This window comes from Paraburkholderia sp. GAS82, from assembly GCF_050436285.1.
Lineage (GTDB): Bacteria > Pseudomonadota > Gammaproteobacteria > Burkholderiales > Burkholderiaceae > Paraburkholderia > Paraburkholderia phenazinium_B.
Genome location: NZ_JBNDLX010000004.1, coordinates 143008 through 168326, shown reverse-complemented (window position 1 = coordinate 168326; position 25319 = coordinate 143008). Strand labels below are relative to the sequence as shown.

At 63.2% G+C, this 25319-nt stretch carries 17 protein-coding genes and 1 tRNA gene; 8 read left to right on the top strand and 10 right to left on the bottom strand.

Annotation, left to right across the window (positions count from 1 at the left end):
* Window positions 1–19: 19 nt before the first annotated feature.
* The 3 genes from P3T17_RS14270 to P3T17_RS14260 all read right to left on the bottom strand — a co-directional run bounded on the left by P3T17_RS14270 (window position 20) and on the right by P3T17_RS14260 (window position 11977).
* Window positions 20–9973, bottom strand: a complete 9954-nt coding sequence (locus P3T17_RS14270; protein ID WP_429407376.1) for an amino acid adenylation domain-containing protein — start codon at window positions 9971–9973, stop codon at window positions 20–22.
* 330 nt (window positions 9974–10303) lie between these two features.
* Window positions 10304–11014 carry a 4'-phosphopantetheinyl transferase family protein gene (locus P3T17_RS14265; RefSeq protein ID WP_429407374.1) on the bottom strand — a complete coding sequence of 237 codons (711 nt, stop codon included), beginning with the start codon at window positions 11012–11014 and terminating at the stop codon, window positions 10304–10306.
* A gap of 228 nt (window positions 11015–11242) precedes the next feature.
* Window positions 11243–11977 (bottom strand): Crp/Fnr family transcriptional regulator, encoded by a 735-nt coding sequence (locus P3T17_RS14260; protein ID WP_074264911.1) that lies wholly within the window; start codon window positions 11975–11977, stop codon window positions 11243–11245.
* A gap of 1179 nt (window positions 11978–13156) precedes the next feature.
* Here P3T17_RS14260 and P3T17_RS14255 point away from each other — a divergent pair.
* The 5 genes from P3T17_RS14255 to lepB all read left to right on the top strand — a co-directional run bounded on the left by P3T17_RS14255 (window position 13157) and on the right by lepB (window position 18587).
* Window positions 13157–13690: a GNAT family N-acetyltransferase gene (locus tag P3T17_RS14255; protein ID WP_429407372.1), complete on the top strand. Its 534-nt coding sequence runs from the start codon at window positions 13157–13159 to the stop codon at window positions 13688–13690.
* A 387-nt stretch (window positions 13691–14077) separates the two neighbouring features.
* Window positions 14078–15601 carry a mannose-1-phosphate guanylyltransferase/mannose-6-phosphate isomerase gene (locus P3T17_RS14250; RefSeq protein ID WP_429407896.1) on the top strand — a complete coding sequence of 508 codons (1524 nt, stop codon included), beginning with the start codon at window positions 14078–14080 and terminating at the stop codon, window positions 15599–15601.
* Window positions 15602–15935: 334 nt separating this feature from the next.
* Window positions 15936–16637 (top strand): FadR/GntR family transcriptional regulator, encoded by a 702-nt coding sequence (locus P3T17_RS14245; protein ID WP_074264908.1) that lies wholly within the window; start codon window positions 15936–15938, stop codon window positions 16635–16637.
* 84 nt (window positions 16638–16721) lie between these two features.
* Window positions 16722–17753 carry a Gfo/Idh/MocA family protein gene (locus P3T17_RS14240; RefSeq protein WP_429407370.1) on the top strand — a complete coding sequence of 344 codons (1032 nt, stop codon included), beginning with the start codon at window positions 16722–16724 and terminating at the stop codon, window positions 17751–17753.
* Between the two features lie 141 nt (window positions 17754–17894).
* Entirely contained in the window at window positions 17895–18587 is a 693-nt protein-coding gene (lepB, locus tag P3T17_RS14235; protein ID WP_429407368.1) for a signal peptidase I, read from the top strand.
* Window positions 18588–18662: 75 nt separating this feature from the next.
* On the opposite strand, the gene P3T17_RS14230 is transcribed toward lepB, so the two are convergent.
* The 6 genes from P3T17_RS14230 to P3T17_RS14205 form a co-directional block, all read right to left on the bottom strand.
* Window positions 18663–19322, bottom strand: coding sequence for an amino acid ABC transporter permease (locus P3T17_RS14230; protein ID WP_074264905.1), 660 nt, complete (start codon window positions 19320–19322; stop codon window positions 18663–18665).
* A 68-nt stretch (window positions 19323–19390) separates the two neighbouring features.
* Window positions 19391–20188 (bottom strand): transporter substrate-binding domain-containing protein, encoded by a 798-nt coding sequence (locus tag P3T17_RS14225; RefSeq protein WP_429407366.1) that lies wholly within the window; start codon window positions 20186–20188, stop codon window positions 19391–19393.
* A 143-nt stretch (window positions 20189–20331) separates the two neighbouring features.
* A complete protein-coding gene (locus P3T17_RS14220; RefSeq protein WP_429407364.1) occupies window positions 20332–21354 on the bottom strand; it encodes a quinone-dependent dihydroorotate dehydrogenase in 1023 nt (340 codons plus the stop codon).
* A gap of 111 nt (window positions 21355–21465) precedes the next feature.
* Window positions 21466–22293 carry an arginyltransferase gene (locus P3T17_RS14215; protein WP_074264902.1) on the bottom strand — a complete coding sequence of 276 codons (828 nt, stop codon included), beginning with the start codon at window positions 22291–22293 and terminating at the stop codon, window positions 21466–21468.
* Window positions 22294–22363: 70 nt separating this feature from the next.
* Window positions 22364–23101: a leucyl/phenylalanyl-tRNA--protein transferase gene (gene aat / locus P3T17_RS14210; protein WP_074264901.1), complete on the bottom strand. Its 738-nt coding sequence runs from the start codon at window positions 23099–23101 to the stop codon at window positions 22364–22366.
* A gap of 10 nt (window positions 23102–23111) precedes the next feature.
* On the bottom strand, window positions 23112–23657 hold the full coding sequence (locus tag P3T17_RS14205) for an NUDIX hydrolase (RefSeq protein ID WP_074264900.1): 546 nt from the start codon (window positions 23655–23657) through the stop codon (window positions 23112–23114).
* Between the two features lie 115 nt (window positions 23658–23772).
* Here P3T17_RS14205 and P3T17_RS14200 point away from each other — a divergent pair, with 115 nt between their 5' ends.
* Both P3T17_RS14200 and P3T17_RS14195 read left to right on the top strand, forming a co-directional pair.
* Window positions 23773–24057 (top strand): hypothetical protein, encoded by a 285-nt coding sequence (locus P3T17_RS14200; protein WP_429407362.1) that lies wholly within the window; start codon window positions 23773–23775, stop codon window positions 24055–24057.
* Window positions 24058–24059: 2 nt separating this feature from the next.
* A complete protein-coding gene (locus tag P3T17_RS14195) occupies window positions 24060–24401 on the top strand; it encodes a hypothetical protein (protein WP_143787518.1) in 342 nt (113 codons plus the stop codon).
* A 127-nt stretch (window positions 24402–24528) separates the two neighbouring features.
* On the opposite strand, the gene P3T17_RS14190 is transcribed toward P3T17_RS14195, so the two are convergent.
* Window positions 24529–24605 (bottom strand) — tRNA-Met (locus tag P3T17_RS14190).
* Between the two features lie 216 nt (window positions 24606–24821).
* Between P3T17_RS14190 and P3T17_RS14185 the strand changes: the two genes are divergently transcribed.
* Entirely contained in the window at window positions 24822–25319 is a 498-nt protein-coding gene (locus P3T17_RS14185) for a heme-degrading domain-containing protein (protein WP_429407360.1), read from the top strand.

Here is a 25319-nt window from a genome sequence, read left to right as displayed (position 1 = left end):
AGGCTATCCCGTTCATTGCTCAGATCCCCCCCGCGTTCTTGCGCTTGAAGTTCAGGATCGATGGCCGGTTCACCGCAGGAGCCTCCATCGATTCGTTCTCCTGCGTGCCGTCAAGGCTTGCCGCCAATTCGGCGATCGTGACATTCTTCATGAGCTGACGGGCATCCACGCCCAGTCCGCGCTCGTTCATTCGCGCGACGATGCGGAACAGCTGCAGGCTGTCTGCGCCGAGGCTGAAGAACTGCTGGTCGATGCCGACATGCTGCAGGCCGAGCACGTCTGCCCAGATTGCCGCGAGGGTAGCCTGGGTCGGCGTCATCGCTGCGGGTTTGACTACGATGAGTCCGGGCTCCGCCGGTTCCACCGCGGCTGGTTCCACCGGCGTGGAGGCAGGCTGAACCACCTTGAGCGCAGCGTGCGATTGACGTACAGGCGCCGCCACCATATCCGCCGTCGGCACCGGCAGCGCTTTACGGTCGAGCTTGCCGTTGCTGGTCTGCGGCAGCGCGTCGAGCGTCATCCACAGAGTCGGCACCATGTAGGCCGGCAGTTGCGCGGCAACGTGCGCTGCGACCGCGCCCTGGTCGGTCTTGTCCGAGGCCGTCTCGACGATGTAGGCCGCGAGGCGAGGGCTGCCGTTGACCGTATGCAGGGCCACGGCTGCCGCGGCGACGCCAGGCGCCTTGCGCAGGGCAGCTTCGATATCCTCGATCTCGATGCGGAAACCGCGCAGCTTGATCTGCTGGTCGCGACGGCCGAGGTGTTGCAACGAGCCGTCGGCGAGCCGTTTCGCGAGGTCGCCCGTGCGGTAGAGCCGGCTCGGCGCAGCGCCCTCGATGGCCACCTGCCTGAAGGCGGCGTCGGTGAGATCGGGACGGTTGAAATAGCCCTTTGCGAGGCCTTCACCGCCGATCCACAGTTCGCCGCTGACACCTTGCGGCGCCAGACGCAGGTCGTCTGTCAGCACATGCAGTTGCGTATTGGCGAGCGGGGCGCCGATCACCACCGGTCCGTTGGCAACGACACGCGAGGCCGCAGACCAGATCGTCGTTTCGGTCGGGCCGTAGAGGTTCCACACCTGCGCGCCGGTCGCCAGCAGGTCGTCGGCGAGATCGCGCGGCAAGCCTTCACCGCCGCACAGGATCTTGAAGTTCTCCGGTGCCTTGAAGCCCGCTTCCAGCAGCATGCGCCAGAGCGACGGGGTTGCCTGAAGCGCGGTGGCGTTCTGCTCCTTCAGCCGGGTCACCAGTTCGAAGCCGGTGCGTACTTCCTCATGACCTGCAATGAAGGTCTGTCCGCCGACGATGAGCGGCAGGAACAGTTCGAGACCGGAAATATCGAAGGAGAAGGTAGTAACCGCGATGATGCGGTCGCTAGCCGTGAAGCCTGGCGCCTCCTTCATCGACAACAGGAAGTTGCTCAGGGCGCGATGGGGAATATCCACGCCCTTGGGCTGACCGGTCGAGCCCGACGTGAAGATCACGTAGGCCGAATCGGTATCCGGCACGATGGGCAAAGACACGGCCGCGTCGTCGCGTTGCGCGAGCAGAGCCTCGAGTTCCAGCACGCGATGTTCGCCCGCTTCCAGCACGGCGCGGCTTGCGCTGTCGCTGAGAATCGCGGCAATGCCGGCACCGTCGAGGATCTGGCGCAGGCGCGCAGGCGGCATCGTCATGTCTAGCGGCACGTAGGCGCAACCGGCACGCCACACGCCGATCATGGCGGCCACGGTCATCGCCGTGCGGTCCATTGCGATGGCGATGCGTCCGCGCGGTGCGATACCCGCCGCCACGAGTCTGCGGGCAATCTGGCTGGCGCGTGCATCGAGCGCGCCATATGTCAGGCGCGTCGTCTCGTCCGACACGGCTGCGGCGTCGGGGGTCTGGCGGGCCTGCGCGGCGATCAGCGCGGCGGTCGTCTGCGAGAGATCGTAGGCACGGCCGGAGGCGTTCAGTTCGTCGCGCAGGTGGCGGATTTCGCCATCGTTGAGCAGAGGCAGTGCCGCAACCGGCGTTTCGGGATCGCGGGCGATCGCCGTCAGCAAGGTTTCGTAGTGGCCGAGCCAGCGCTGGATCGTCGCCTCGTCATAGACGTCGGTGTTGAAGTCGCAATCCAGACGAAGTCCCTGCGCCGATTCGATGACGTTCAGGAACAGATCGAAGTTGCTATAGGCCTTTGCGTTCGGCGCAAAGCGCGTGGTGACGCCGGCCATGTCGAGCTGCCCGTCGACCTTCTCCAGATTGAACTGCAGATCGGTCAGCGGAAGCCGGTTGAAGTCACGCTTGATACCGAGTTCGCGCACCAGCGCGCCGTAGGTGTAGTTCTGCCGGTCGCCAGCGTCGAAGAGGTGATCGCGCACCGCCTTCATGTGCGCGGCGAAAGGCTTGTCGCCATCGAATCTGACGCGCAATGGCAGGAAGTTGACGCAGTGCCCGACCAGCAGCGCTTCGCCGGCTTGCGACTGACCTGCCATCGGTGCGGCGATGACAACATCGTCCCTGCCGGACAGGCGGCCGAACAGTACTTGAGCGGCGCCGAACAGGGCGGCAAACAGCGAGCAGCCCTGCTTCGACGCAGCGGTTTTGACCTGCTTGAGGAGATCGGCACCCAGATGACGTGTCGTCGATGCACCGTTGAAGGTCTTCACCTCGGGGCGCGCGCGGTCGCCGGGCAAGTCGAGTTGCGGAGCGGGCTCGCGATGAAGGTTCAGCCAGAACTCGCGCGTCTCCTTGTCGATGCCGGCCTCATCCTGATCCTTGGCAAAGGCGAGAAAGCTCTGCACTTCGTCGAGCTCAGGCGCTTGGCCTGAAATTTCAGCCGAGTAGAGCGCTTGCAGATCGCGCAGGACGATGTTGATCGACCAGCCGTCGCAGACGATGTGATGCGCGGTGAACACGAACGCCCATTTCTGGCTTTCCAGACGGATCAACGCGGCACGCACGAGCGGAGCGCGGGTGAGATCGAACACCTCACGCGCTTCCGCATCGACGAGGGCCTTGAGATCGCCGGCTGCATCGGCGTGGCCGGAGAAGTCGATCCTTTCCAGTGGCACGGTCGTCGCTGCATCCACGAACATCGTATCGCCGACGCGTGAGAAGTGAGCGCGCAACGCATCGTGACGGGCAATCGTCGCCGCGAAGGCGCGTTCGAAAGCCGCTTCGTTCAGGTTGCCCATGAGCTCGAGCGTGAAGGACTCATTGAACGCGAGCGATGCTTCGTGTCCCAGCTGGGCCGACATCCAGATTTCTTTCTGCGGCTCGGTGAGCGGCGACTGCGTGAGTGGCTTCGCTTCGACCGGAGCCGTGAGAGACGGGGCTTCCTGCGTGCTTCCGAGAATGCCGACGCTCTGGAGTGCGCGAATGCTTTCGACGAAGGCATCGCCGATCTTGCGGATGTCCTCATCCGAATGGCTGGTGGTCAGGAAGCAGGGGAAGCCTTCCATGATGTGCACGCCGAGGTAACGCATATAGGCATAGAACAGACTGCCCAGACGATCCTCGCCTGCGAAGCTGATATAGAACCAGCTCGAGAACGATTCCGCCCGTGTGGTGATGCCGACTTTTTCCAGATGCGTATTGATGCGCTGTACGAGGCCCTCCATGCGTGCACCGAGCGATTCCTGCAGCGCCGGACCGGCCTCCTTGAGATGCAGGAGAACGGCTTTCATCGCTGCCAGCACGACCGGGTGGCGCACGAAGGTGCCCGCGAAGAAGGTCGGCGGGACTTCGGGAACCGACGCGTCGCCGAATTGCCACTGGCCGCCGTCGAGCGCATCCATGTACTGGGCGCTGCCGGCGAGCACGCCGACGGGCAGACCGCCGCCGACCACCTTGCCATACGTCGCCATGTCGCCCTTGATGCCCCAGTAGCCTTGCATGCCGGCCGGGTGCACGCGAAAACCCGTCACAACCTCGTCGACGATCAGCGCGGACTCGTTGGCCGCGGTGACCTCGCGCAATTGCTGAACGAATTCCTTCGGCCGCAGATTGGGATGGCGCGACTGCACAGGCTCGATCAGGACCGCGGCGATATCGTCGATGTTGGCCTTGATCCACTCGAGGCTTTCGGCCTTGGCGTAGGGCAGCACGACCATGTTGCCCACGGAGCTCTGCGGGATGCCGGGGGCGAGCGGGAACGCACGCGGCACGCCGGCTTCGCTGCCCGGCTTGACGAGCACTTCGTCGAACTGGCCGTGATAGTCGCCGTCGAAGCAGACGACCTTCTCCTTGCCCGTCACGGTACGCGCGAGACGCATTGCTGCCATCACGGCTTCCGAGCCGGTATTGCAGAAGGTGACGCGCTCATGTCCGGTCATCTCGGCGAACATCTGGGCGACCTCGCCCGCAAGCGGCGACTGCGGTCCGATGGCGAAGCCTTCCGCCATCTGCGCGTTCACCGCTTCGACCACGAAATCCGGCGTATGGCCAAACGCGGTCTGGCCGTAGCCGTTGACCACGTCGATATATTCATTGCCGTCGACGTCCCAGATCTTCGAACCTTTGGAACGCTGGGCGACGATCGGGTAGACGAGTTCCTTCCATTCCTCGCGGAAGCCGCTCGCGGTACGCGGATCGGCAAGCACTGCACGATAGGTCTGCGTACGAGCCTTGGAGGTGGCTGTTTTGGCCGAGTAGCGAACCGACAGGTCGGCGATGAACGCCGTCTGCGCATCCGTGATCTGCGCCGAACTGGATGCGCCCGGCTTGTACGCGGTGAAGCGCGTCGGCCGGTTCTCCTCGAACTTGATCTCGGGGGCAGCGGCCCGCGCGGGCACTGCGGCTGGCTTCGGAGCCACGGCCGGTGCCGGCGTGGCAGGGGCCTGGGTGGCTATAACCGTTGCTGCTACAGCCTGCTGGACGGCTGCCGGTGCGCCTTGCAGCAGGTCGAGCTGACGCGACATCAGCGACTGCATCGCCGCGAGCTGATCGCGGAACACCGATTGAATGTCGCCCGTGGCCGGGGTGGCCGCAAACGGAGCGGCCGCTGCCACAACAGTGACCGGTGCGGCCACGCTGGGCGCGCTCGGCGCTGCAACGGCAACTGCCATTGCGGCAGGCGCGGCCTCGGCCACGACCGGCGCGACCTGCGGTTCCGGGTCAGGCGGCAATGCGCCGTCGAGGAACTGTGCCAGCGCGGGCAGCGTCGGGTAGTCGCTCATGATCTGCCGGAAGCTGATCGTGACATCGTAGCGGCGGCGAAGCTGGCGGGACACCTGTCCCATGAACAGAGAGTCGTAACCGAGATCCCAGAAGGTCACGTCCGGATTGGACGTATCCGGCGCCTCGCCGGACATCTCGGCGAGAAGTGATGCCAGTTCGGCAATGAGACGCGGTTTGCGGTCGATTTGGTCAGTATGGGCCATGGCGGTCTGAGGAGTATCGGTTATGGCGTCGGACGAAGCTGGAGCGGCGAGCGCCGCGGCGGGCATCGTCGTGTGATGTGAAGAAGCGGTTGCAGGGGCATCGATCCAATGCCGTTCCGGTTCGAACGGATAGGTCGGTAGCGAAATGCGGTGGCCGGCTTCGGCCCGGACGGTTTGCCAGTTCGGCGTGACCCCGTTCAGCCACAGTCGCCCGGTCGCTTCGGCGAGGACTGAGAGTTCACGGTCGCGCATGGCGAAATCAGGCAGCGAGGCAATCGCGCCCAGATGCCGGTCCTTGGGCAACCCCTGCATGACGAAGGTCGACAGTGTCCGGCCGGGACCGATTTCGAGAAGCAGCGGTTTGCCCTCGGCGGTCACCGTAGCCAGTGCATCACTGAAGCGCACGACATTGCGGCAATGACTGGCCCAGTAATGTCCCGGCACCGGCTGTTCCATCGACGCCCACTGTCCGGTCACCGAGGACACGTACGGGATCTTCGGCCTTGCGAAAGAAAGACTGTCCGCGAGCTTCGCGAGATCGTCCACGACACCGGACATCATGCGCGAGTGGAAGGCATGAGACGTATGCAGCCGTCGATGGTCGATATCGCCCGCTTTCAGCGTGGCTTCGAAAGCCTCGATCGCGGCGAAGGGGCCCGCTACGACGCTGAGCGACGGCGCATTGACTGCGGCCAGATCGACGTCAGCGGGCAGAAGAGGGACGAGGTCCGTCTCGGACAAGCGTACCACCAGCATCGCGCCCGGTTCGGCCGACTGCATGAGCGCACCGCGCCTGGCGATCAGGTACAGCGCATCCTCGAAGGTGATCGCCTCGGCCACGCAGGCGGCGACCAGTTCGCCGATGCTATGGCCGATCATGGCCGTCGGCTTGATGCCGCGCGACATCCACAGTTGCGCCAGCGCATATTCGACCAGGAACAGGGCCGGCTGCGCGTAGAGCGTCGAACGGATGGGATGCGGGGTATCGTCGCCTTCCGGGGAGTCGCTCAACAGCAGGGTGCGGATATCCAGGCCCACATGCGGAGCCAACGCTTCGGCACCCTTGTCGATCCACTGGCGATAGACCGGCTCGGTGCGATAGAGCGCTTGTCCCATGCCCGGGTACTGCGCGCCCTGGCCAGGAAACATGAATACAACCGGCGGCGTGGCTTGAGGGGCCTGTGCTTCGATCGCTCCTTTGACGAGCCGAGCCTGAGCCTGGTCGACACTGTCCGCGATGACGACGGCGCGATGCGCGAAGTCACGGCGACCCGTTTGCAGCGTCGCGGCCACGTTGGTGAGCGAGACGCCGGGGTTGGCTGCCAGATGCCCGGCGAGATTAGCCTTGGCCCGTTCGAGCGCTGCCGCGCTCCGTGCCGAGAGCGGCAAAATCTGCAGCGCTTCTGGTGGCTGTTCTTGCGGCGCGCATGCGGTGTCGGCACGGATGGGCGCTTCCTCCAAAACCACGTGGACATTCGTACCGCCGACGCCGAATGAACTCACGCCGGCGCGACGCGGCGTCGCGCCGGCAGCCCAGGCGTTCGCGCCGACGTTGAAAAAGAAGGGGCTGTTAGCGACATCGATGCCCGGGTTGGCTGAACGGAAATGCAGGAGCGGCGGCAAGACCCGGTCGCGCAGCGCGAGCGACGCAGCGATGAAGCCCGTCACGCCGGCGGCCGCATCCAGGTGGCCGACATTGGCCTTCGCCGAGCCGAGGGCGCAGAACTGCCCGCCTTCGACGCCGCCGAGACGGAATGCCTGCACGAGGCCGGCGAATTCGATCGGGTCGCCGAGCGGCGTCGCCGTACCATGAGCCTCGATGTAGCCAATGGAGGCTGCATCTACACCGGCTTCGGCGTGCGCGATCGCAATGGCGCGAGCCTGGGCATCGACGCTAGGCGCCGTGAAACCGACCTTGTCGGAGCCATCGTTGTTGATGCCGACACCACGGATCACGGCATAGATCGGATCCTCGTCGGCGATCGCGTCCTCGAGACGTTTCAGCAGGACAACCCCAGCGCCGCTGCCGAATACCGTGCCCTTGGCCTCGGCATCGAACGGGCGGCACACGCCGTCGGGCGCGCCCATCCCGCCTTCTTCATAGTAGTAGCCGCGCTTTTGCGGGAAGGTGATCGACACACCGCCGGCCAGTGCCATGTCACAGCGGCCCGAGCGCAGGTTCTCTACGGCGAGACCAATCGCAGTCAGCGAGGTCGAACAGGCCGTCTGCACCGACAGGGCCGGTCCCTTGAGACCCAGCTTGTACGCGGTGCGCGTGGCGACGAAATCACCGGCCCCGACCAGCTTTTGATACTCGCCGATCTGGAACTGGCTCGTGAACTCGTCGATGACGCCACGGTCCGTCAGCACATGCTTGAGGAAGTAGGTGTTCATCGAGGTGCCGGCGAATACGCCGACGGCGCCAGCGATCGTCGCCGGATCGTAGCCGGCATCTTCGAACGCCTCCCAGGCGATCTCGAGGAACAGGCGCTGTTGCGGGTCGGTCAGCGCTGCCTCGCGCGCGAGCATCCCGAAGAAGCCTGCATCGAAGCGGTCGACGTCCGGAAGGATCGGCCGTGCCTTGACATAACTGACGTCGCGGCGCGAGCTCTCGTCGAAACTGTCTTCCAGTTCCGCCACGTCGAAATGGGTGATGCAGTCGCGTCCCGCGAGGATGTTGGCCCACAGCTCGGAGACATTGCGCGCGCCCGGAAACCGTCCGGACATGCCGATGACGGCGATTGCCCCGCCCTGGGCATCCCGGCGTTGCCGGATTGCCTCGTTCCTTACCGCTCCGAGGGTGGTGCGCAGGTGCGCGGCCAGCGCCTCGACATTGGGATGGCGAAACAGATCCACTAGCGCCATCTTTGCCGCTACATCGCGCGCGATGATGGCGTGGGCCCGCATCAGATCCAGCGAGCGCAGTCCAAGGTCGAAGAAGTTCGCGCGGCGATCCACGGGGTTGCCGAGAATTCCCTCGAACACGGCTGCCAGCTTGCCGGCGATATCGTCGTCCACCTGCTGCGCCGCAGCTGATGCGGCAGCATGCGCATCGGCCTGCGTGAGCTCCTCGAGCAACGCTTTGCGGTTGACCTTGCCGTTCGGCGTAAGAGGAAAGGCCGACAGGACACGCAACTCCGTCGGCACCATGTAGTCGGGCAATGCAGTCTTGAGATAAGCGCGTAGTCCGGCGAGGAAGACGTCAGGCTCCGCCGCGTCGGCCTTCACGAAGCCGGCGATGGACTTGCCTCTGCGGCCATCGAATGCCGCCACCGCCGCATCGCCGACGCCGGGAGCCGCACGCAGGGCATGTTCGATTTCATCGAGCTCGATACGTTTGCCGGCGATCTTGATCTGCCGGTCGTTGCGACCCAGGAAATCGATCGCACCGTCCGGGCGCCGGCGCACCAGGTCGCCGGTGCGATAGAGCTTGCCGCTGGGGCTGAAGACGTCGTCGACGAACTTCTCCGCGCTCAGTTCGGGGCGATTGAGGTAGCCGAGCGCCACGCCGTCACCGCCCACGACGAGCTCACCGACTTCTCCTTCGACAACCGGCACGAGCTTCTCGTCCACGATATAGACGCGCGTGCCCACGATGGCGTCGCCGATCGGAATGGCGTCGCCATTTGCCAGGGCTTCGCCACTGCGCGGAATGCGGTAGCAGCAGGAGAAGGTCGTGTTCTCGGTCGGGCCGTAGCCATTGATGATCTGCAGCTCGGGATGCGCCTCCATGACCTTGCGGATATGGACGGGCGACAGCACGTCGCCGCCGGTCAGCGCCTCCTTGAGCGGAAGAAAGGCTTCCGGCCGATAGTCGGCGAGCGCATTGAAAAGGCCGGCCGTGAACCAGGCACCGGTCGCGCCGAGTCGCGCAATCTCGGAGGCGATCGTGTCGAGCGAAGGCTGAACCTCGTTGATGATCGCAGCGCACCCGCCGTTCAGCAGCGGACCCCAGATCTCCAGCGTACTGGCATCGAAAGCGAGCGGCGCCAGGTTGAGGAAGCGCGTCTGCGGCGACAGCTCAGCGAAGCTCTGGCCATGCACGAGGCGCAGAATCGCGCGGTGCGGCACGATCACGCCCTTGGGTTTGCCGGTCGAGCCGGAGGTGTACATGATGTAGGCGGGGTCGTCGCGGCCGCAAGCCTGGAGCGGAGCGGGATCCGCCGTCTCCGCCGATGTCACGATATCCGACAGATCGACCGCTACGCCAGTCAGGTCGCCGACGCTGGCGAGAGCCGCCCCTTCCGCGATGATGAGCTTGGGCGAGCAATCGGCCACAATGAAATCGAGTTGTGCGCGGGGATAGGCCGGATCCAGCGGCACGTAGACGGCGCCGACGCGCAGGATCGCCAGCATCAGGGCCAGCGTGTCGCGACTGCGTGGAACCATGATGGCGCAGCGCTCGCCTCGCTCCAGTCCCATGTTGGACAGGATGGTGGCAAGGCGCGCCGAGCGTTCGCCGAGTTCGGCATAACGCTCTTCACCCGTTGCGTCGATCACAGCAGGATGATCGCGAAACTCCGCACATACGACATCGAAGCACGCTGCCACGCCAGGTACATGACCTGCCCCGTTCGGCAAGTCGCCTGGATAGTTGTCTCTGTGTGACATTTGCCGCTCTCTAATAATTTAGATGAAGGCCTTGTACTGAGCTACGCCTGGCCATTAGCGCGCAGCTAGCGCACATAACGGCGGCCGGTCCCGGCAGGCGCAAGCAGCACGAGGCTCTCTGCACCTGACCCGTGTCTCAAGCGCGAAAGATGCTGTAAGTGAAAGTTAATCTTTCGCGGACCACCTCTCCGTACGCCTTCGCACACACGAGCGATTCAACAACACATCAGCTCGACGAGATTGCGTGTTCAGAGCGTGTCAGGTGCCCGCGCTAAAGCCTGGAATCTGACGGGAGAACAGACCGCACGACGTTGAAGCAGACGCCGTCCGTCAATTCATTTCGACAATCGACCAGTCCGTGCTTCGGGCCGCTACTGCTCCCGCGCAGGTCGAACTGGGTGACAGGGCACAGATGCGCCATCGGGTTGCTTCCTCCGCCTCGCCGCCGACAAAGCGCGGTCTCGTGTCGCCGCGAATGGACAGATCGAACTCGAAGTGGGCCGGGGGTAGGGTAAAGCCGGTGCCGAGCGCTTTCAGGCAGGCTTCTTTGCGCGCCCAGCTTTCGAAGAAGACCTCTTGCCGTTCTTCATCCGGCAACGCGCTGAATTCCGCGCACTCCTGTATGGAGAACACTTCGAGTGGCACACACTCTTCGATCGGGCGAACGTTTTCTACGTCGATGCCGACCTCGAAGCCGTTCGAGATGGCAAGAGCCGCCGCACTCTCGCTGTGGCTGAGGTTGAAGCAGACCGTCCACCCGACAGGCTGGAGGTTGCAGAACGGTTTGCCGTCGGGACCATAGTCGAGGGCGACCTGTCGCGGCGATAAGCCGAGATAGCGGCTCAGGAGCTCCCTGAGTTCGCCTCGACCCGCCACATAGCGACGGCGATGCCGTTCGAAGCGGAACTTGTCGGCGCGCTCGCGCTCTTGCGTCGACAGCATGGCCCAGTGCCGATCGAAATCGTCACCGCAGACATCGAGATCCCACTGCCAGACATGCACTTCCTGTGCAGAGGGCGGTGTGAGGAGAGAAGAGGACATTGAAAAACCTGGATTCGACTGGCAGCGACACCCACGCGTCGCGGCGCACAGGACAGCAAACCGGCGTTCAGGAGGACGCCGGCTTTATCACGCGCCCTTCGGCGCCTTTTTGGGATTCGCGTTTTCGCGAATCGTGCCGCCAGAGTTCAACGAACTGGCATAAGGACGCTCTCGAAGGCAGCGCGATGCTTCTTCTATTACTGCAACTGCGCGAACGAAGATGAAGGCTTAGCTGACCGTGTCGGCCTGACGCATACGCGGCAGCAACCGGTCGAACTCACGCTTCACGAGGCCGTAGCATTCGCATGCACGCGATTCCAGCGCCTTGCGGTCGAGTACCTTGATATGGCCACGGCTGTGATGAATCAGGCCGTCGTCATGCAGCTTGCCCGCGGCTTCGGTGATGCCCTCGCGGCGTACGCCGAGCATGTCCGCGATCAGTTGCTGTGTGACCGTCAGCTCGTTCGAGGCGACGCGATCGATCTCGATCAGCAGCCAGCGGCACAGCTGTTTGTTCAGCGAGTGATGGCGGTTGCATGCAGCGGTCTGTGCGACCTGCGTGAGCAGGGCATGCATATAGAGCATCAGCAGGCGGCGCAGAAAATCGGAGCGCGCGAACTGCTGGCTGAGGGCTTGCGCCGTCATGCGGTAAGCGAAACCGGCGCTTTGCACCTGCACACGGTTAGGCATGGTCTCGCCGCCCGTCAATACCGGAACGCCGGTCATGCCTTCGCGTCCAACTGCGGCGATCTCAACCGAGCTACCGTCTTCCATCGTCGACAACATCGAGATGATCGCGGTAGTCGGAAAATAAACGTGATGAATACGTTGTCCGGAATCGCACAGAAGCTGTTCAGTGCGCAGATGGACGAGTTCGAGGTGAGGGGCGATGGCTTGCCACTCGTGGGAGGGCAGTGCGCCAAGCAAATGATTGCCGTGCAGATCGGATTGAAGCGTAAGCATGATTCGGTCCTCGCGTGGAGCCGCGTGAGGCAGCTCCTTGTTTTTTCTACCCGTCCCTGCATCCGTCTTGCGTTGCCGCCTGGCGAGCGGTCATGGATTTGCAGTGCGGGCCCCGTATGGCTGTTGCGCGCCAGCGTTATTTTTGGGTTGTGTACATCGGCGCTGGTGTTGCGCTTCTCATTTAGCGAGGACTGTGCCAGCTTGTCCGGAATGAGTACTGGTGCGACGCAGCGAAGAGGTCAATGGGGGTTTGCGCTGCAAAATGTGCGTTTTTGTTTCAATTTTGTACCAGGGGCCTCCCTGGTCATGGCCGCGCCCGAAGCATTTGTTTTTGACTCAAGTCTTTGATCGGATTGCGTTAGTTCGTGTCGGACAGGCGGCGGAGCAAGGCGAATCGACGCCGAAATGCTAGCTGGGCGGGACCATACACCGCCGTCCAAGATGACTCAGAAATGATTCACATGTGGTTAGCGGATTGCGTGGGCTGGCGCACGGAAGTGGTTTTTGACGACCAGTTCGATGTCGACGCAACCTTCTCGAACTCGCTACAACGAAATGCGTAGAGTGAGGTTCCATGCGCGCTGTGGGGCAGTCAGGTGATCCAGCGGATCGCGTCAGCGCTAAAAAAACGGTGCTTCAGTATTAATTCTGCATACCTCGGGCTCAAGTGCGGCATCTGTATCGTTCGCGTTAAACGGCACCTGGTGAATCGTTCATGAACAGTTGGACGACACGATGGAACATGCGCGAGCAGGCTTGTCCAGTTGACGGATTGCGAAGTGCCGCGTGCATCACGTCATGCGTGTGCGGGCCGAAGCGATGTGCATAGATGAAGTCGACGAGTCGTCCACGACAGTCGGCGGCGTACATGCGCTGCACGATGTGTGACTTGTGTGTGGCCGATGCGTGGCGCGAGTTGAAGCACGCGATTTTCGATGCAATCTTGACTCCTGAGTCGTTGAGGCAGATATGCCGAGGTTGTGCCTGCAACGACTTACTGGTGTCATGGATCAGGTGTAGTTCGAGGCCGTTCTGTCCTTCCCGGTTGTTCGCATTTGACTGCTTGTGACGTCTTGTCGTCGGTGCGCTTGCGCACCGAGTTCGAAAGGAGCGTCGGCGTACCTTGCGTGCATGGCAATGACCAGGTCCTGTCGAATAAATCGCAGGAGGGGACGCGCGATGAACTGGAAGACGCTCGAATTCGAGCAATGCACGGTACGTGAGTTGTATCTGATCATGCGCGCACGCAGCGCCGTATTCGTCGTCGAACAGTCGCACCTCTGTCTCGACGCCGACGGCCGCGACGAATACGCGCTGCACGTTTTCGCGGCCGAAGACATGTCTCACGCAATGCCGATCATGGCGTATGCGCGGATTCGGCGCGTCGATACGAAGCATCCGCAAGTGGTGCTCGACAAGGTCTTGACAAGCCCGGCGAGGCGCGGCGACGGCACGGCCGAGGAACTGATCGAGCGGGTTCTGTGGGCGACGGCGGAGCGCTGGCCGGGAATCCTCGTGCGAGTGACTGCGCCAGTCGGCATGCGTGCCTTCTATGAGCAGTTCGGCTTTCGCAAGGTGGAGGGGCCATTCCTCGACCATGGCGCGCTATCTGTCGGTTTGACGTGCCGCACGCGTAACGTCTGGGCGTCGATGGCCTTTGCCCGGCGCGAGCGCAGCATCATGTCGGGCGCGGGTACGTTCGAAAATCTGTGAGCACATCGGCGTGGGCCCCGAATCGCTGCGTGCTGCCGGAGATGGCACCCATTCGCGAGTTATCTGTCGGCGAAGATGGTAATTAATTCGGTATTCTAATCGTTATAACCACATGAACGGCAATGGCGTCGGTACGTCTTTCCGGCTTTGGCGCCTATGAACCCGTAGAGACAGATCGAAGGCCGCCGGGCCCGTGAGGCAGTGTGTGGGTACGAACAGAGACGGGCTGCCTGAGCATGCTCCAATCAAACTATCACGCCTATTGTGTCGGATTCAATCAGGGTCGCGGGGGCTCTGGGGGTGTGCATTGGAGAGGCTCGAATGAACAATTTCAATTTGAACGAATTTGCATCGCCGGCGGCGCAGCCAGCACTGGCACGCGAGGCAATGGAAGACTGCGTCGTGCAGCCCGTGATTCTCGCGGGCGGCTCGGGCACGCGGCTGTGGCCGTTGTCGCGCGAGCAAAGCCCCAAGCAGCTGATCAACCTGTTCGGCGATGAGTCGCTGCTCGAATCGACAGTTCATCGGCTCGAGCGCCTGTTTGCCGGCGAGCGCCAGTCTCAGGGTGCACCGGGCTTCGTGCGGGCTGCGCCGATCGTCGTATGCGGCGGCGATCTGCATCTGGCCACGCTCGAGCGGCTCAAGCGCTGCGGCGGCGTGCCGCGTGTTCTGGTCGAACCGTCGCCGCGCAATACCGCGCCGGCACTGACGCTCGCCGCGCTTGCCGCGCAGGCCGATCTGCCCGACGGCCCGGATCCGGTACTGATCGTCGTGCCTGCCGATCATCTGATTGCCGACAACGAGGCGTTCGTCGCGGCGCTTGCGCAAGCGGTGCTGCATGCCGCGCAGGGTGCCATCGTGACGCTGGGCGTGCCGCCCGAGCGGGCAGAGACGGGCTACGGCTATATCCGGATCGGCGCGCCGGTCGGGCTGCAAGGGGCGTGTGCAATCGACGGCTTCGTCGAGAAGCCGGATCGGGAACTGGCCGAACGCTACGTCGAGAGCGGCGGGTATTGGTGGAATAGCGGCATTTTCGTGGTGCGCGCGTCGGTGTGGCTCGCTGCCATTGCGCGTTGCCGTCCCTCGATCGCGTCGACGTGCGTGGAGTCGTTTGCGCGGGCGTCGCTCGACAGCACCGGCGCACGCCAGTTCGATCAGTCGGCTTTCGCAGCCTGTCCTTCCGATTCGATCGACTATGCGGTGATGGAACAGGTCGGTGCCGAGGCGGGTCTCGCCGGCGTCGTCGTGCCGCTTGTCGCGGGCTGGTCCGATGTCGGCGCCTGGGATGCGGTCTGGGAAGCGTCGGGCAAGGACGCCGATGGCAACGTTGCCCGCGGCCGGGTGCTGTTCGAAGGTTCGAGCGACAGTTTCGCGCATTCGGATGGCCGCTTGGTCGCATGCGTCGGCCTGTCGGGCGTGGTGGTGGTCGAAACCGCCGATGCGGTGCTGGTGGCCGCCAAGGACCGTGTCCAGGACGTGCGCGCGATCGTCAGCCGCCTCAAGACCGAGCGCGGCCCGGAAGTGCAGGAGCATCGCAAGGTCCAGCGGCCGTGGGGCTTCTACGATTCGATCGACCGCGGCGAGCGCTTCCAGGTGAAGCGCATCGTGGTGAACCCGGGCGGCCGTCTGTCGCTGCAGATGCATCATCACCGCGCCGAACATTGGGTGGTCGTGCGCGGCACGGCACGCGTCACGCGCGGCGAAGAGACTTTCCTGATGTCGGAGAACCAGTCGACCTATATTCCGCTCGGCGTGACGCATCGGCTCGAGAATCCGGGCAAGACACCGCTCGAAATCATCGAGGTGCAATCGGGCGGCTATCTCGGCGAGGACGATATCGTGCGCTTCGACGATCAATATGGCCGTGCCCCGGAGGCGGCACATGAGAGTAGCGACACTTCGGGTCGCTGAACCGTCCGCTACCGGAGCCAGGTTGTGCGCTGTCGGACACAAGCTGTTGTAGATCCGCCAATCGACGACGCTGCGTGCGTCGTCGCACGATGCAATCTGTGAGGCCCGCGCACGCTTATCACGCAAGCTTGGCGCGCTTCTTCGGCCAGCGCGTTACATGAACGAAACAATTCTTCAGAGGGATAACCCTGTCAGGACGTTTCCCAACTGGCGCATCTGTTTTTAAGCTAGCACCGTATCGATTAATACAACAACAAACAATACAAAACGACACACGAGGGCCGCTTGATCAACAGGCTACGCGGGGGGATAACCCGCTTTCGGGGAGAGTGTCATGGAACAGGGAAACAAGGATCGTTCGTTGGTCAGCAAGGTCATGGACGGGCTCGTCACGGGCATCGTCGAAGAAAAATATGGCGCTGTGCTGCCACCGCAGGATGTGTTGTCCAAAGAGTTCGATGTGAGTCGAACTGTGATGCGTGAAGCGCTGTCGATGCTGCTTGCGCGCGATATGCTCGATGTGCGGCCGAAGATAGGCACGCGCATCAGGCCGATGCGCGACTGGCGGATGATCGATGAGGATGTGGTGAGTTGGCGTTTTCGTGCAAAGCCCGATCCGGTGTTTCTGCGCGATGTGATTGAGTTTCGCATCCTGATCGAACCGCGTGCGTGCGCTCAGGCGGCGGCGCGCGGCAGTGCGGCGGATATTGCCGGGATTCGCGATGCCTACGACGCGTTCCGCACCATCCGCCCGGGCGAGGCCGGCTATCAGGCGGCCGACGAGCTGCTGCATACGCGCATCGTGGTGGCGAGCGGCAACCAGTTCTTCCAGCAGATGGCTGCGATCATCCGCGGTGCGCTGGCGGCTGCCAATCCCATCGTGACGGCCAGGCCGGGCGCGTGGGAGACCGTGGTGGCGAACCACGGGCGCGTGGTCGCGGCGATCGAGCGGCGCGATGCGAAGGAAGCGGAAGCGGCTTCGCTCGCGTTGATCGATTTCACAGCGGAAGAGATCGGCAGCACGTTTTCGGCTTAGTTGGCGGTTCGCGGTTGCGTGCGATCGGGGAGACCAGGGCGACAATGGCGCCTGGTCTCTACCGCACCGGAACTCGAACGCCACATGAACAACGCTCTGGAGGCCGTCCCCGGAGGGGACGTGCCTGAACACTTATCCTCTGTGAACCCCACCGTGATTCGCTGGGGCATCGTCGGCACGGGGCGTATCGCCCGCCGCTTTGCCCAGGGCCTCGCGTATGTCGAGGCCGCGCAACTGACCGCGCTCTGGTCGCGCCGCGCCGAACCGGCGGCTGCTTTTTCCGCAGAGTTCGGCGGCACGGCGTGCGCGAGCTTCGACGCGCTGCTCGCCAGCGGTATCGACGCGCTCTATATCGCCACGCTGCAGGACAGCCACGTGGACTACGCGATCGCGGCGCTCGAGGCAGGCCTGCACGTGCTGTGCGAAAAGCCTGCCACGATCAATGCCGCCCAGCTCGAACGCGTGCTGACGGCCGCGCGCGGTGCGCGACGGCTCTTCATGGAGGCGATGAAGCCGCCTTTCTATCCACTGTATCGGGCTTTGCGCGCCCATCTGGCTGACGACCCCATCGGCGAAATCGGCCTTGTGCGGGCCGGCTGTTCGGCGGCTAACGTGCCGCCCGATCATCCGTCGTTTTCCTTCGAACACGCGGGCGGCGCGTTGCTCGACATCGGCATCTACGAGATGTTCCTGGCCGTCGACTGGCTCGGTGCGCCGCTCGAGGTGCAGACGCTCGGCCGGCTCGGGCCGACCGGCGTCGATATTTTTGCGAGCCTCAATAGCCAGCACGAGCGCGGCATCTCGCAACTGTTCTGCGGGCTCGACCTGCATGGCAAGGGCGATGCGCTACTGTTGGCGGCGGGCGGACACGTCACGATCCACGAGAACTGGTGGAATCCGGCCCGCGCCACGATCCGCTATGCCGATGGGCGCGTCGTCGAACTGGATGTGCCGTTCGAAGGCGGAGGCCTCAACTATGAAACCGCGCATTTCTGCGAGCTGATCCGGGCGGGGCAACTGGAGAGTCCGGTGATGCCGCACGCGAAGTCATTGCAGATGATTGCGATGACCGACGCGGCGCGGGCCGCGCTAGGACTGCGTTTTGCGGGAGAGTGAGCCGCGCGAAGGGCGGTGTGGGCAGAGCCGCGCTTCGGGCACCCGTGACGCGCACGGTGTGCCGCGGTGGTACGATTTGCGCGGACGCGGTGCCCAGGCGCCGCCGAAGCTTTCGATTACCTTCCGCAGGAGCCGCTTTCGATGCGCATGCTTGGAAAATTGTGGCGCGAGAACAAGGGTCTTGTCGCCTTTATCGTGCTGATGGTGTTGTTCCGTAGTGCGATCGCCGACTGGAACGTGGTGCCGAGCGGCTCGATGCTGCCGACCATTCGCGAGGGCGACCGCATCCTCGTCGACAAGATGGCCTATGACCTGCGCGTGCCGCTCACGCATATCGCGATCGCGCATCTGCACGATCCGCAGCGTGGCGACATCGTCACGATCCAGTCGTCGGCAGCCCACGAACTGCTCGTCAAGCGGCTGATCGGCCTGCCGGGCGACAGCGTGGCGATGCGCGACAACGTGCTGTATGTGAACGGCGTGCGCGCGGCCTATCAGCCGCTCAAGTTCGGGCCGCTGCCGGGCGATGCGTCGTCGCCGGGCGACTATCTGACTGAGCGCTTCGACGGTGTGTCGCATATCGTGCGGCTCTCGCCGGACTCGCCGAGCCCGCGCAATTCGTTTGGGCCGGTGGTCGTGCCGCCGGGCCAGTATCTGATGCTTGGCGATAACCGCGACAACAGCGCGGATTCACGCTACTTCGGCTTTTTCCCGCGCACAGAACTGATGGGCCGCACGCGTCGCGTCGCGTTCTCGCTCGACCCCGATCACTACTACGAGCCGCGCTTCAGCCGCTTCGGGGCGCCGCTGGATGCGCCGCTGGCGGCGCGCTGAGCGCTCGCCGATCAGGTACGCGTGCGATCACGCTGCTACGCGGTGGCAGTCCGGACGCCTCGCCTCACACGTGGCTCAGTGCCGCGTGGGTAGTGCGAGGCGCTGTTCGTACCAGTGCTGGACCCATTCGAGCACCTGGCACAGCACCCAGTAGATGGCCGCCGCAGCGAGATAGAGCGGCAGCGGCTGATAGGTCGACGCAATCACTTCCTGCGCGCTGCGCAACAGTTCGGTCACGGTGATCACCGACACCAGCGACGTGTCCTTGATCAGGCTGATCAGACTGTTCGACAAACTCGGCACGGCGATGCGCAGTGCCTGCGGGGCCACCACATACCGCAGCGTCTGACGCCGCGACAGACCTAAGCTGTAAGCCGCGAGCCACTGGCCACTCGGAATGCCGAGGATGGCGCCGCGCATGCTCTCCGACAGATACGCCGCGACATTCGCCGACAGCGCGATCACACCCGCAGGCGTTGGATCGAGCGAGATGCCGAGGCTCGGCAAGCCGTAGTAAATCACGAAGATCTGCACCAGCAACGGTGTGCCGCGCATCAGGCTCACGTAGACGCGCGCGATCCAGTTCAACACGCGGTTGTGACTGATGCCCATCACGGCGATGACGCTGGCGGCAAGCAGTCCGAAGATCATCGACAGGACCGCGAACTTGACCGTCAGAATGGCGCCCTGAGCGAGCACCGGAAGCGATTGGACGAGCAGGGAAGTGGTGGACATGGGCGATGAGTGATGTGCGCAGCAAAGCGCACATCATAAACGCTCAGTGGCTAAACGCTCAGTGGGGCTCAGTTCGCGATGGGCTTCGTGACGTCGATGCCGAACCACTTCTCGGAGATCTTCGTGAAGGTGCCATCCGCTTCGAGCTGGGTCATTGCGTCGTCGATCGCCCTGGCGAACTTCGGATTGCCCTTCTTGAACGGAATGCCCGACGGCGTGCCGGTGCCGACCATCGCGCCGGTGCGCAGCGGCAGCGGCGAGGTCTTCAGCAGATAGGCCAACATCAGACGGTCGTTGAGCGCGGCGTCGAGACGGCCTGCGGCGAGGTCAGCAAGATATTCAGGTGCGCCCGGATAGGTCTTGACGTCGATGCCCGGCACCGACTTCGCCATATCCATGTAGTTCGTGCCGAGACCCACGCCGAGCTTCTTGCCCTTCAGGTCGTCGAGCGACTTGAACTCGCGCGAGTCGTCCTTGCGTTGGATCAGCTGGGCCGCGGAGAACGTGTAGCCGGGCGAAAAATCGAGCACCTGTTTGCGCGCGTCCGTGATGCCGACCTGGTTGACGATCACATCGAACTTGCCGGCCTGCAGACCCGCGATGATGCCGCTCCATTCGGTCGTCACGAACACCGGCTTCACGCCGAGCTTCTGCGCGACCGCTTTGGCGATATCCACGTCAAACCCGACCAGCTCACCCGACGGCGCCTTGGAGTCGAACGGCGGGAACGTGCCTTCGAGGCCAATGCGCAGCGTGCCGCTTTGCTTGACCTGATCGAGCAGGTCTGCCGCGTGGGCGGCTACGGCGGTGAACGAGGCGCCGATCAGACCAGCCACGAGGAGTTTTTTCAGCAAGCGAGATTTCATCGTCTTCCTTTATTCGTTTTTTTGCCCGTGCGGGCGGTTGGAACATCGGAAAGGATAACAAAGCAGACTATCAATACTTAAATACTGTTTGTTTATGCCTATATAACGTGGCCGGGCGTTGCCCGGGCTGGCATAGCCTTAGTTTAAGCCAGCGCCTGCGCGCATTCGGCTACCAGCGCCGGGCCGCGGTAAATGAAGCCCGTGTAAAGCTGGACCAGCGCCGCGCCGGCGGCGAGTTTGGCGCGCGCGTCTGCGCCGGAAAAGATGCCGCCGACGCCGATGATCGGCACGGTCTCGCCGACTTCGGCGCGCAGTTTGCGGATCACTTCATTGGAGGCATCGAATACCGGCTTGCCCGACAGGCCGCCGGTTTCCTCGGCGTGCGGCAGACCCGTGACCGCCGTACGCGACAGCGTCGTATTGGTGGCGATCACGCCTTCGAAGCGATGGCGCAGCAGCGTGTCGGCAATCGATTTGATCTGCTCGTCGTCGAGGTCCGGGGCGATCTTCAGTGCGAGCGGCACCAGCTTGCCGTGCAGATCCGCGAGACGCTGCTGCTTTTCCTTCAGTGCGGCGAGCAGGGCGTCGAGTTCGCCGGCGCCCTGCAACTGGCGCAGGTTCTTCGTGTTCGGCGACGAGATGTTGACCGTCACGTAGCTCGCGAACGGATAGACGCGCTCGAGACAGTACAGATAGTCCTCGGCGGCGCGCTCGATCGGCGTATCGGCGTTCTTGCCGATGTTCAGTCCCAGCGGACCGCGATAGCGCGCGGCCTGCACGTTCTTCACGAACTGGTCGACCCCGGCGTTGTTGAAGCCCATCCGGTTGATCACAGCGTTCGCCTGCGGCAGGCGGAACATGCGCGGCCGCGGATTGCCTGGTTGCGCGCGTGGCGTGACCGTACCTACCTCGATAAAACCGAAGCCCAGCGCGGCCAGCCCGTCGATGCACGCGCCGTCCTTGTCGAGCCCGGCTGCAAGTCCCACCGGGTTGCGGAACGTCAGCCCCATCACGGTGCGCGGCGCGTCGGGCACGCGCGGCGCGAGCGCGCTTGCGACGCCCGTGCGGCCGGCCGCGCCGAGCAGGCGCAAGGTCAGGTGGTGAGCGTCTTCCGCGTCCATGCGAAAGAGTTGGGCGCGTACGAGCGGGTAGAGGGAACTGAACACGGGGCGGAGCCGGACGGCTGGAAATGGGAACCCGGTATTTTACCGGCTTTAACGAGACGGCAGGGCGCGGAGGCGGGGGAGAGTTCGCCGCGCTGGAATCGGCAGGGAGGTTCAGCGGGGCAGCTTGACGGGGCCGCGCCGGCCCTGAATCGCGGCGTCGACGGGCGCCAGCTCGAGGCTTTGCGGATCGAGCGTGCGCCATGTGCTGTCCACGAGGCCTTCCAGCGGTCGGAAGTTGGCCTTGTACGCCATTTTCTGGCTCTCGCGGATCCAGTAGCCGAGATAGACGTAAGGCAGACGCAGGCTGCGCGCCTGTTCTATCTGCCAGTAGATGTTGTAGGTGCCGAAACTGCTGTGCGCGAGATCCGGTTCGAAGAACGTATAGACCGACGAGAGCCCGTCGCCGAGGATGTCGATCATGCTGATCATGCGCAGCACGCCCGGCGCGTCAGGGTGTCCCGCGAGCGGCTCGCGGAATTCGACCAGCCGCGAGTTGATCCGGCTTTGCAGCAGGAACTGCTCGTACTGATCGCGGCTGTCGCGATCCATGCCGCCGCCGGCGTGCCGTGCCGACTGATAGCGCATGTAGAGCGCGTAATGCTCTTCGTCGTAGTGCAGCGGTGCAACCGTGGCGACGAGACCGCCGTGTTTTTTCCACACCTTGCGCTGGGTGCGGTTCGGCTCGAACTGGTCGACCGGCACGCGCACCGGCACGCAGGCGCGGCAGCCGTCGCAATACGGGCGGTAGGTGAACACGCCCGAGCGCCGGAAGCCCGCCTTGACCAGGTCGGTGTAGACGTCGGAATTAATCAGATGGCTTGGCGTGGCGACTTGCGAGCGTGCCACGCGCCCCTCCAGATAGCTGCAAGGATACGGCGCCGTTGCATAGAATTGCAGCGCGGAAAGGGGTGAAAGCGGCAGCTCGTTGGGGTGCGTCACGTTGGCAGCTCTCGAAGCGTCTCTGAGTATTTCAAACCCGTTTTACCAGCAACGGGCCCGGCTATGCTCGCTACGCCGCAGGCGCGACGACATCGAGCAGGACCGTCTTGTCGAAGCGCCAGGGGATGGGCGCGGCATCGACAGACGCGCGGACATGCGCGATGAACGCCTTGCGCGCTATCTCGCGACCGCCCAGCGACGCCAGATGCGACGTGTTCTGCTGGCAGTCTATCATTTCTATTTTGTGACGTCGCAAGTGTCCGATGAGCGCGGAGAGCGCCATTTTCGACGCATCCGTGACCTCCGCGAACATCGACTCGCCGAAGAACATGTGCCCGAACGACACGCCATACAAACCGCCTACGCGCTCGCCTTCGAACCAGGTTTCGATGCTGTGCGCATCACCCGTGCGATGCAGCGACGTGTAGGCATCGACGACGTCCGCGGTGATCCACGTGCCGCGCTGGCCGCGGCGCGGCGCCTGGGCGCAGGCGCGCATCACAGCGGGGAAATCGTGGTCGACGCGGATTTCCCAGGCGTCCTCGCGCAAGACCCGCTTCAAGGTCTTGCGTAGTGAGGGGGATACCTTGAATTCGGCCGGACGCAGGATCATGCGCGGGTCCGGGCTCCACCAGAGCACCGGCTGACCGTCTGAATACCACGGGAAAATGCCGCGCCGGTAGGCGTCGATCAGGCGCGAGGGCAGCAGGTCCGCACTGGCGGCAAGCAGGCCCGGCGCGCCGCTGGCCGCGCCGAGCGCGCGCTCCACGGCAGGGAACGGATCGTCGGGTCCGAGCCAGGGAACCATGCCGGGACGCTCAGCCTTCGCGCAGCGAACGGAAGATGTCGCCGGTGTGCAGGCCGTAACTGCCGGTCTGACGGTCAGCGAAATAGAAGCGCAAGGTCTGGCCGACGGTGGGAAACGCGATGTCGTCCCACGGAATCTCGTGTTCCTCGAACAGCTTTACTTCGAGGCTTTCCTCGCCGGCATCCACGTCGAGATCGAGCAGCCGCGCGAGGTAGAAAATATGCACCTGATGCACATGCGGCACGTTGAGCAGCGAGAACAGGTTTTGCACCTCGACGCGCGCGCCCGCTTCCTCCAGCGTTTCGCGGGATGCCCCTTCGGAGGTCGTCTCACCCATTTCCATGAAGCCGGCGGGCAAGGTCCAGTAACCGTAGCGCGGCTCGATGGCGCGGCGGCAGAGCAGCACCTTGTTGTCCCAGACGGGGATGGTGCCGACCACGTTGCGCGGATTCTGATAGTGCACGGTACCGCAACTGGCGCAGACAAAACGCTCGCGATTGTCGCCCGGCGGAATGCTCAGGCTGACCGGGTGACCGCAGACAGAACAGAATTTCATAGGAAGGGGACGAAGAATGGTGATAGGAGTTTATCACCAGGGCGAGCTTAGAAGATGGGAGCGATTGAGTTGGAGAAAAGCAGGAGCGCGGAGCAGTAGCGCTGGCCCTGGCCGGATGGCTAATCCGAAAGAATCGCTTAGCGAAGGGCGGGCGATTGCGTTAGGATTGCTACTCTATTTGGTTGCCCTCGTAAGGGGCACTTGTCACGCAGTGGGGAAGGGCATTATGCGCAAGTGGAAAATCTTTGAACAGCTTCGGTTTATCTTCGGTTGTGGGGTGATTGGCGGGGTCACGGCCAGCATGTTCTTTGGTTGGATCGACCGATCGGTTGATATGCAGACAATAGGCATTGTGATTGGCGCAGGAGCGGCGACGCTCACAGAATTTGATATCGTCTGAGCATGGCGCTACAAGTTGGCATAACTCTATTCGGACTACAGATTGATGGAGGTTGGGTTGATGAATTTTCCTACTTGATGGCGGTTGCGTGGTCGTGGGCCCGCTATGTCAAACGCGTGTGCTTGCCGACGCGGCGTTCTGCGAGGCGGGTGCATCCAATGCGGGCGTTTTTCTGCAAAATGACTGCGGCGGACTTTTTCGGCGGCCTCGGTCTTTTCCCGCTGTGTGTACTGGCCGTGTCGGTGTTTTCAAGTTCGCTGGTGCAGGCGCTGCTGTCGGGCAACCGTTTGCTTTTGAGTGCGGCTGGAATCATCGCGCTATATGCGATGCTCGAGAATTTTTAGCGAAGCCGCGAAGGAAGAAAAGCTGTGGGGCGCAAAGTAAGAAGAAGAGGGAAGCCGGCAGAAGAGACGCAAACAAAAAAGGCCTGCCGGTTTGGCAAGCCCTTGATGTTGTTCGACGTTAGCTACTTGGTTGCGGGGGTAGGATTTGAACCTACGACCTTCGGGTTATGAGCCCGACGAGCTGCCAGACTGCTCCACCCCGCGTCCGTCGAAGAAAAGATTATAGCGGAACCAGATTGTCCGTGCAATACCTTTTTAAGAATCGACTTCAACGCACGGATGATGGCGGTGCTGTTACGTGCTCGCGAAGTGGCTTGTTGCAGCTAGAATCCGTGTTCCATCTGCGTTGCCACTCCGTTGATCTTCGTTGGTCATCGGCAAGTGATTGCAGCGTGTCCTTCCTTCATTCCTTTCCCGCTCATGGACATCGTTCACGATCTGCAGTCGATTGTCGCTCAGGAAAACGCGCTGGTGTTTCCTCAATTCGATGCCGACCGTGCGTGGCAACTCGGCGCTTATCTGCACGAGCTTGCCAATGCGCGCGGACTCGCGCTGGCCATCGACATACGCACGTTCGGTCAGCCGCTGTTCTTCAACCTGCTCCCCGGTGCGACACCTGACAATGTCGACTGGGCGCGCCGCAAGGGCAACACCGTTGCGCATTTCCGGCGCAGCTCTTATGCAATCGGTTTGCGTATGCAGCAGGCGGGCAGCACGCTCGCCGAAAAGCACGGCTTGTCGCTCAACGAATATGCGTCGCATGGCGGTGCGTTTCCGTTGACTGTCGCCGGCGCCGGTGTGATCGGTTCGGTGACGGTGTCGGGCTTGCCGCAGCGATCGGATCACGAACTGGTCGTGGAGGCGTTGTGCGCGCACCTCGGTCACGACTACAGCAAGCTCGCGCTGGCAAAGGCCTGA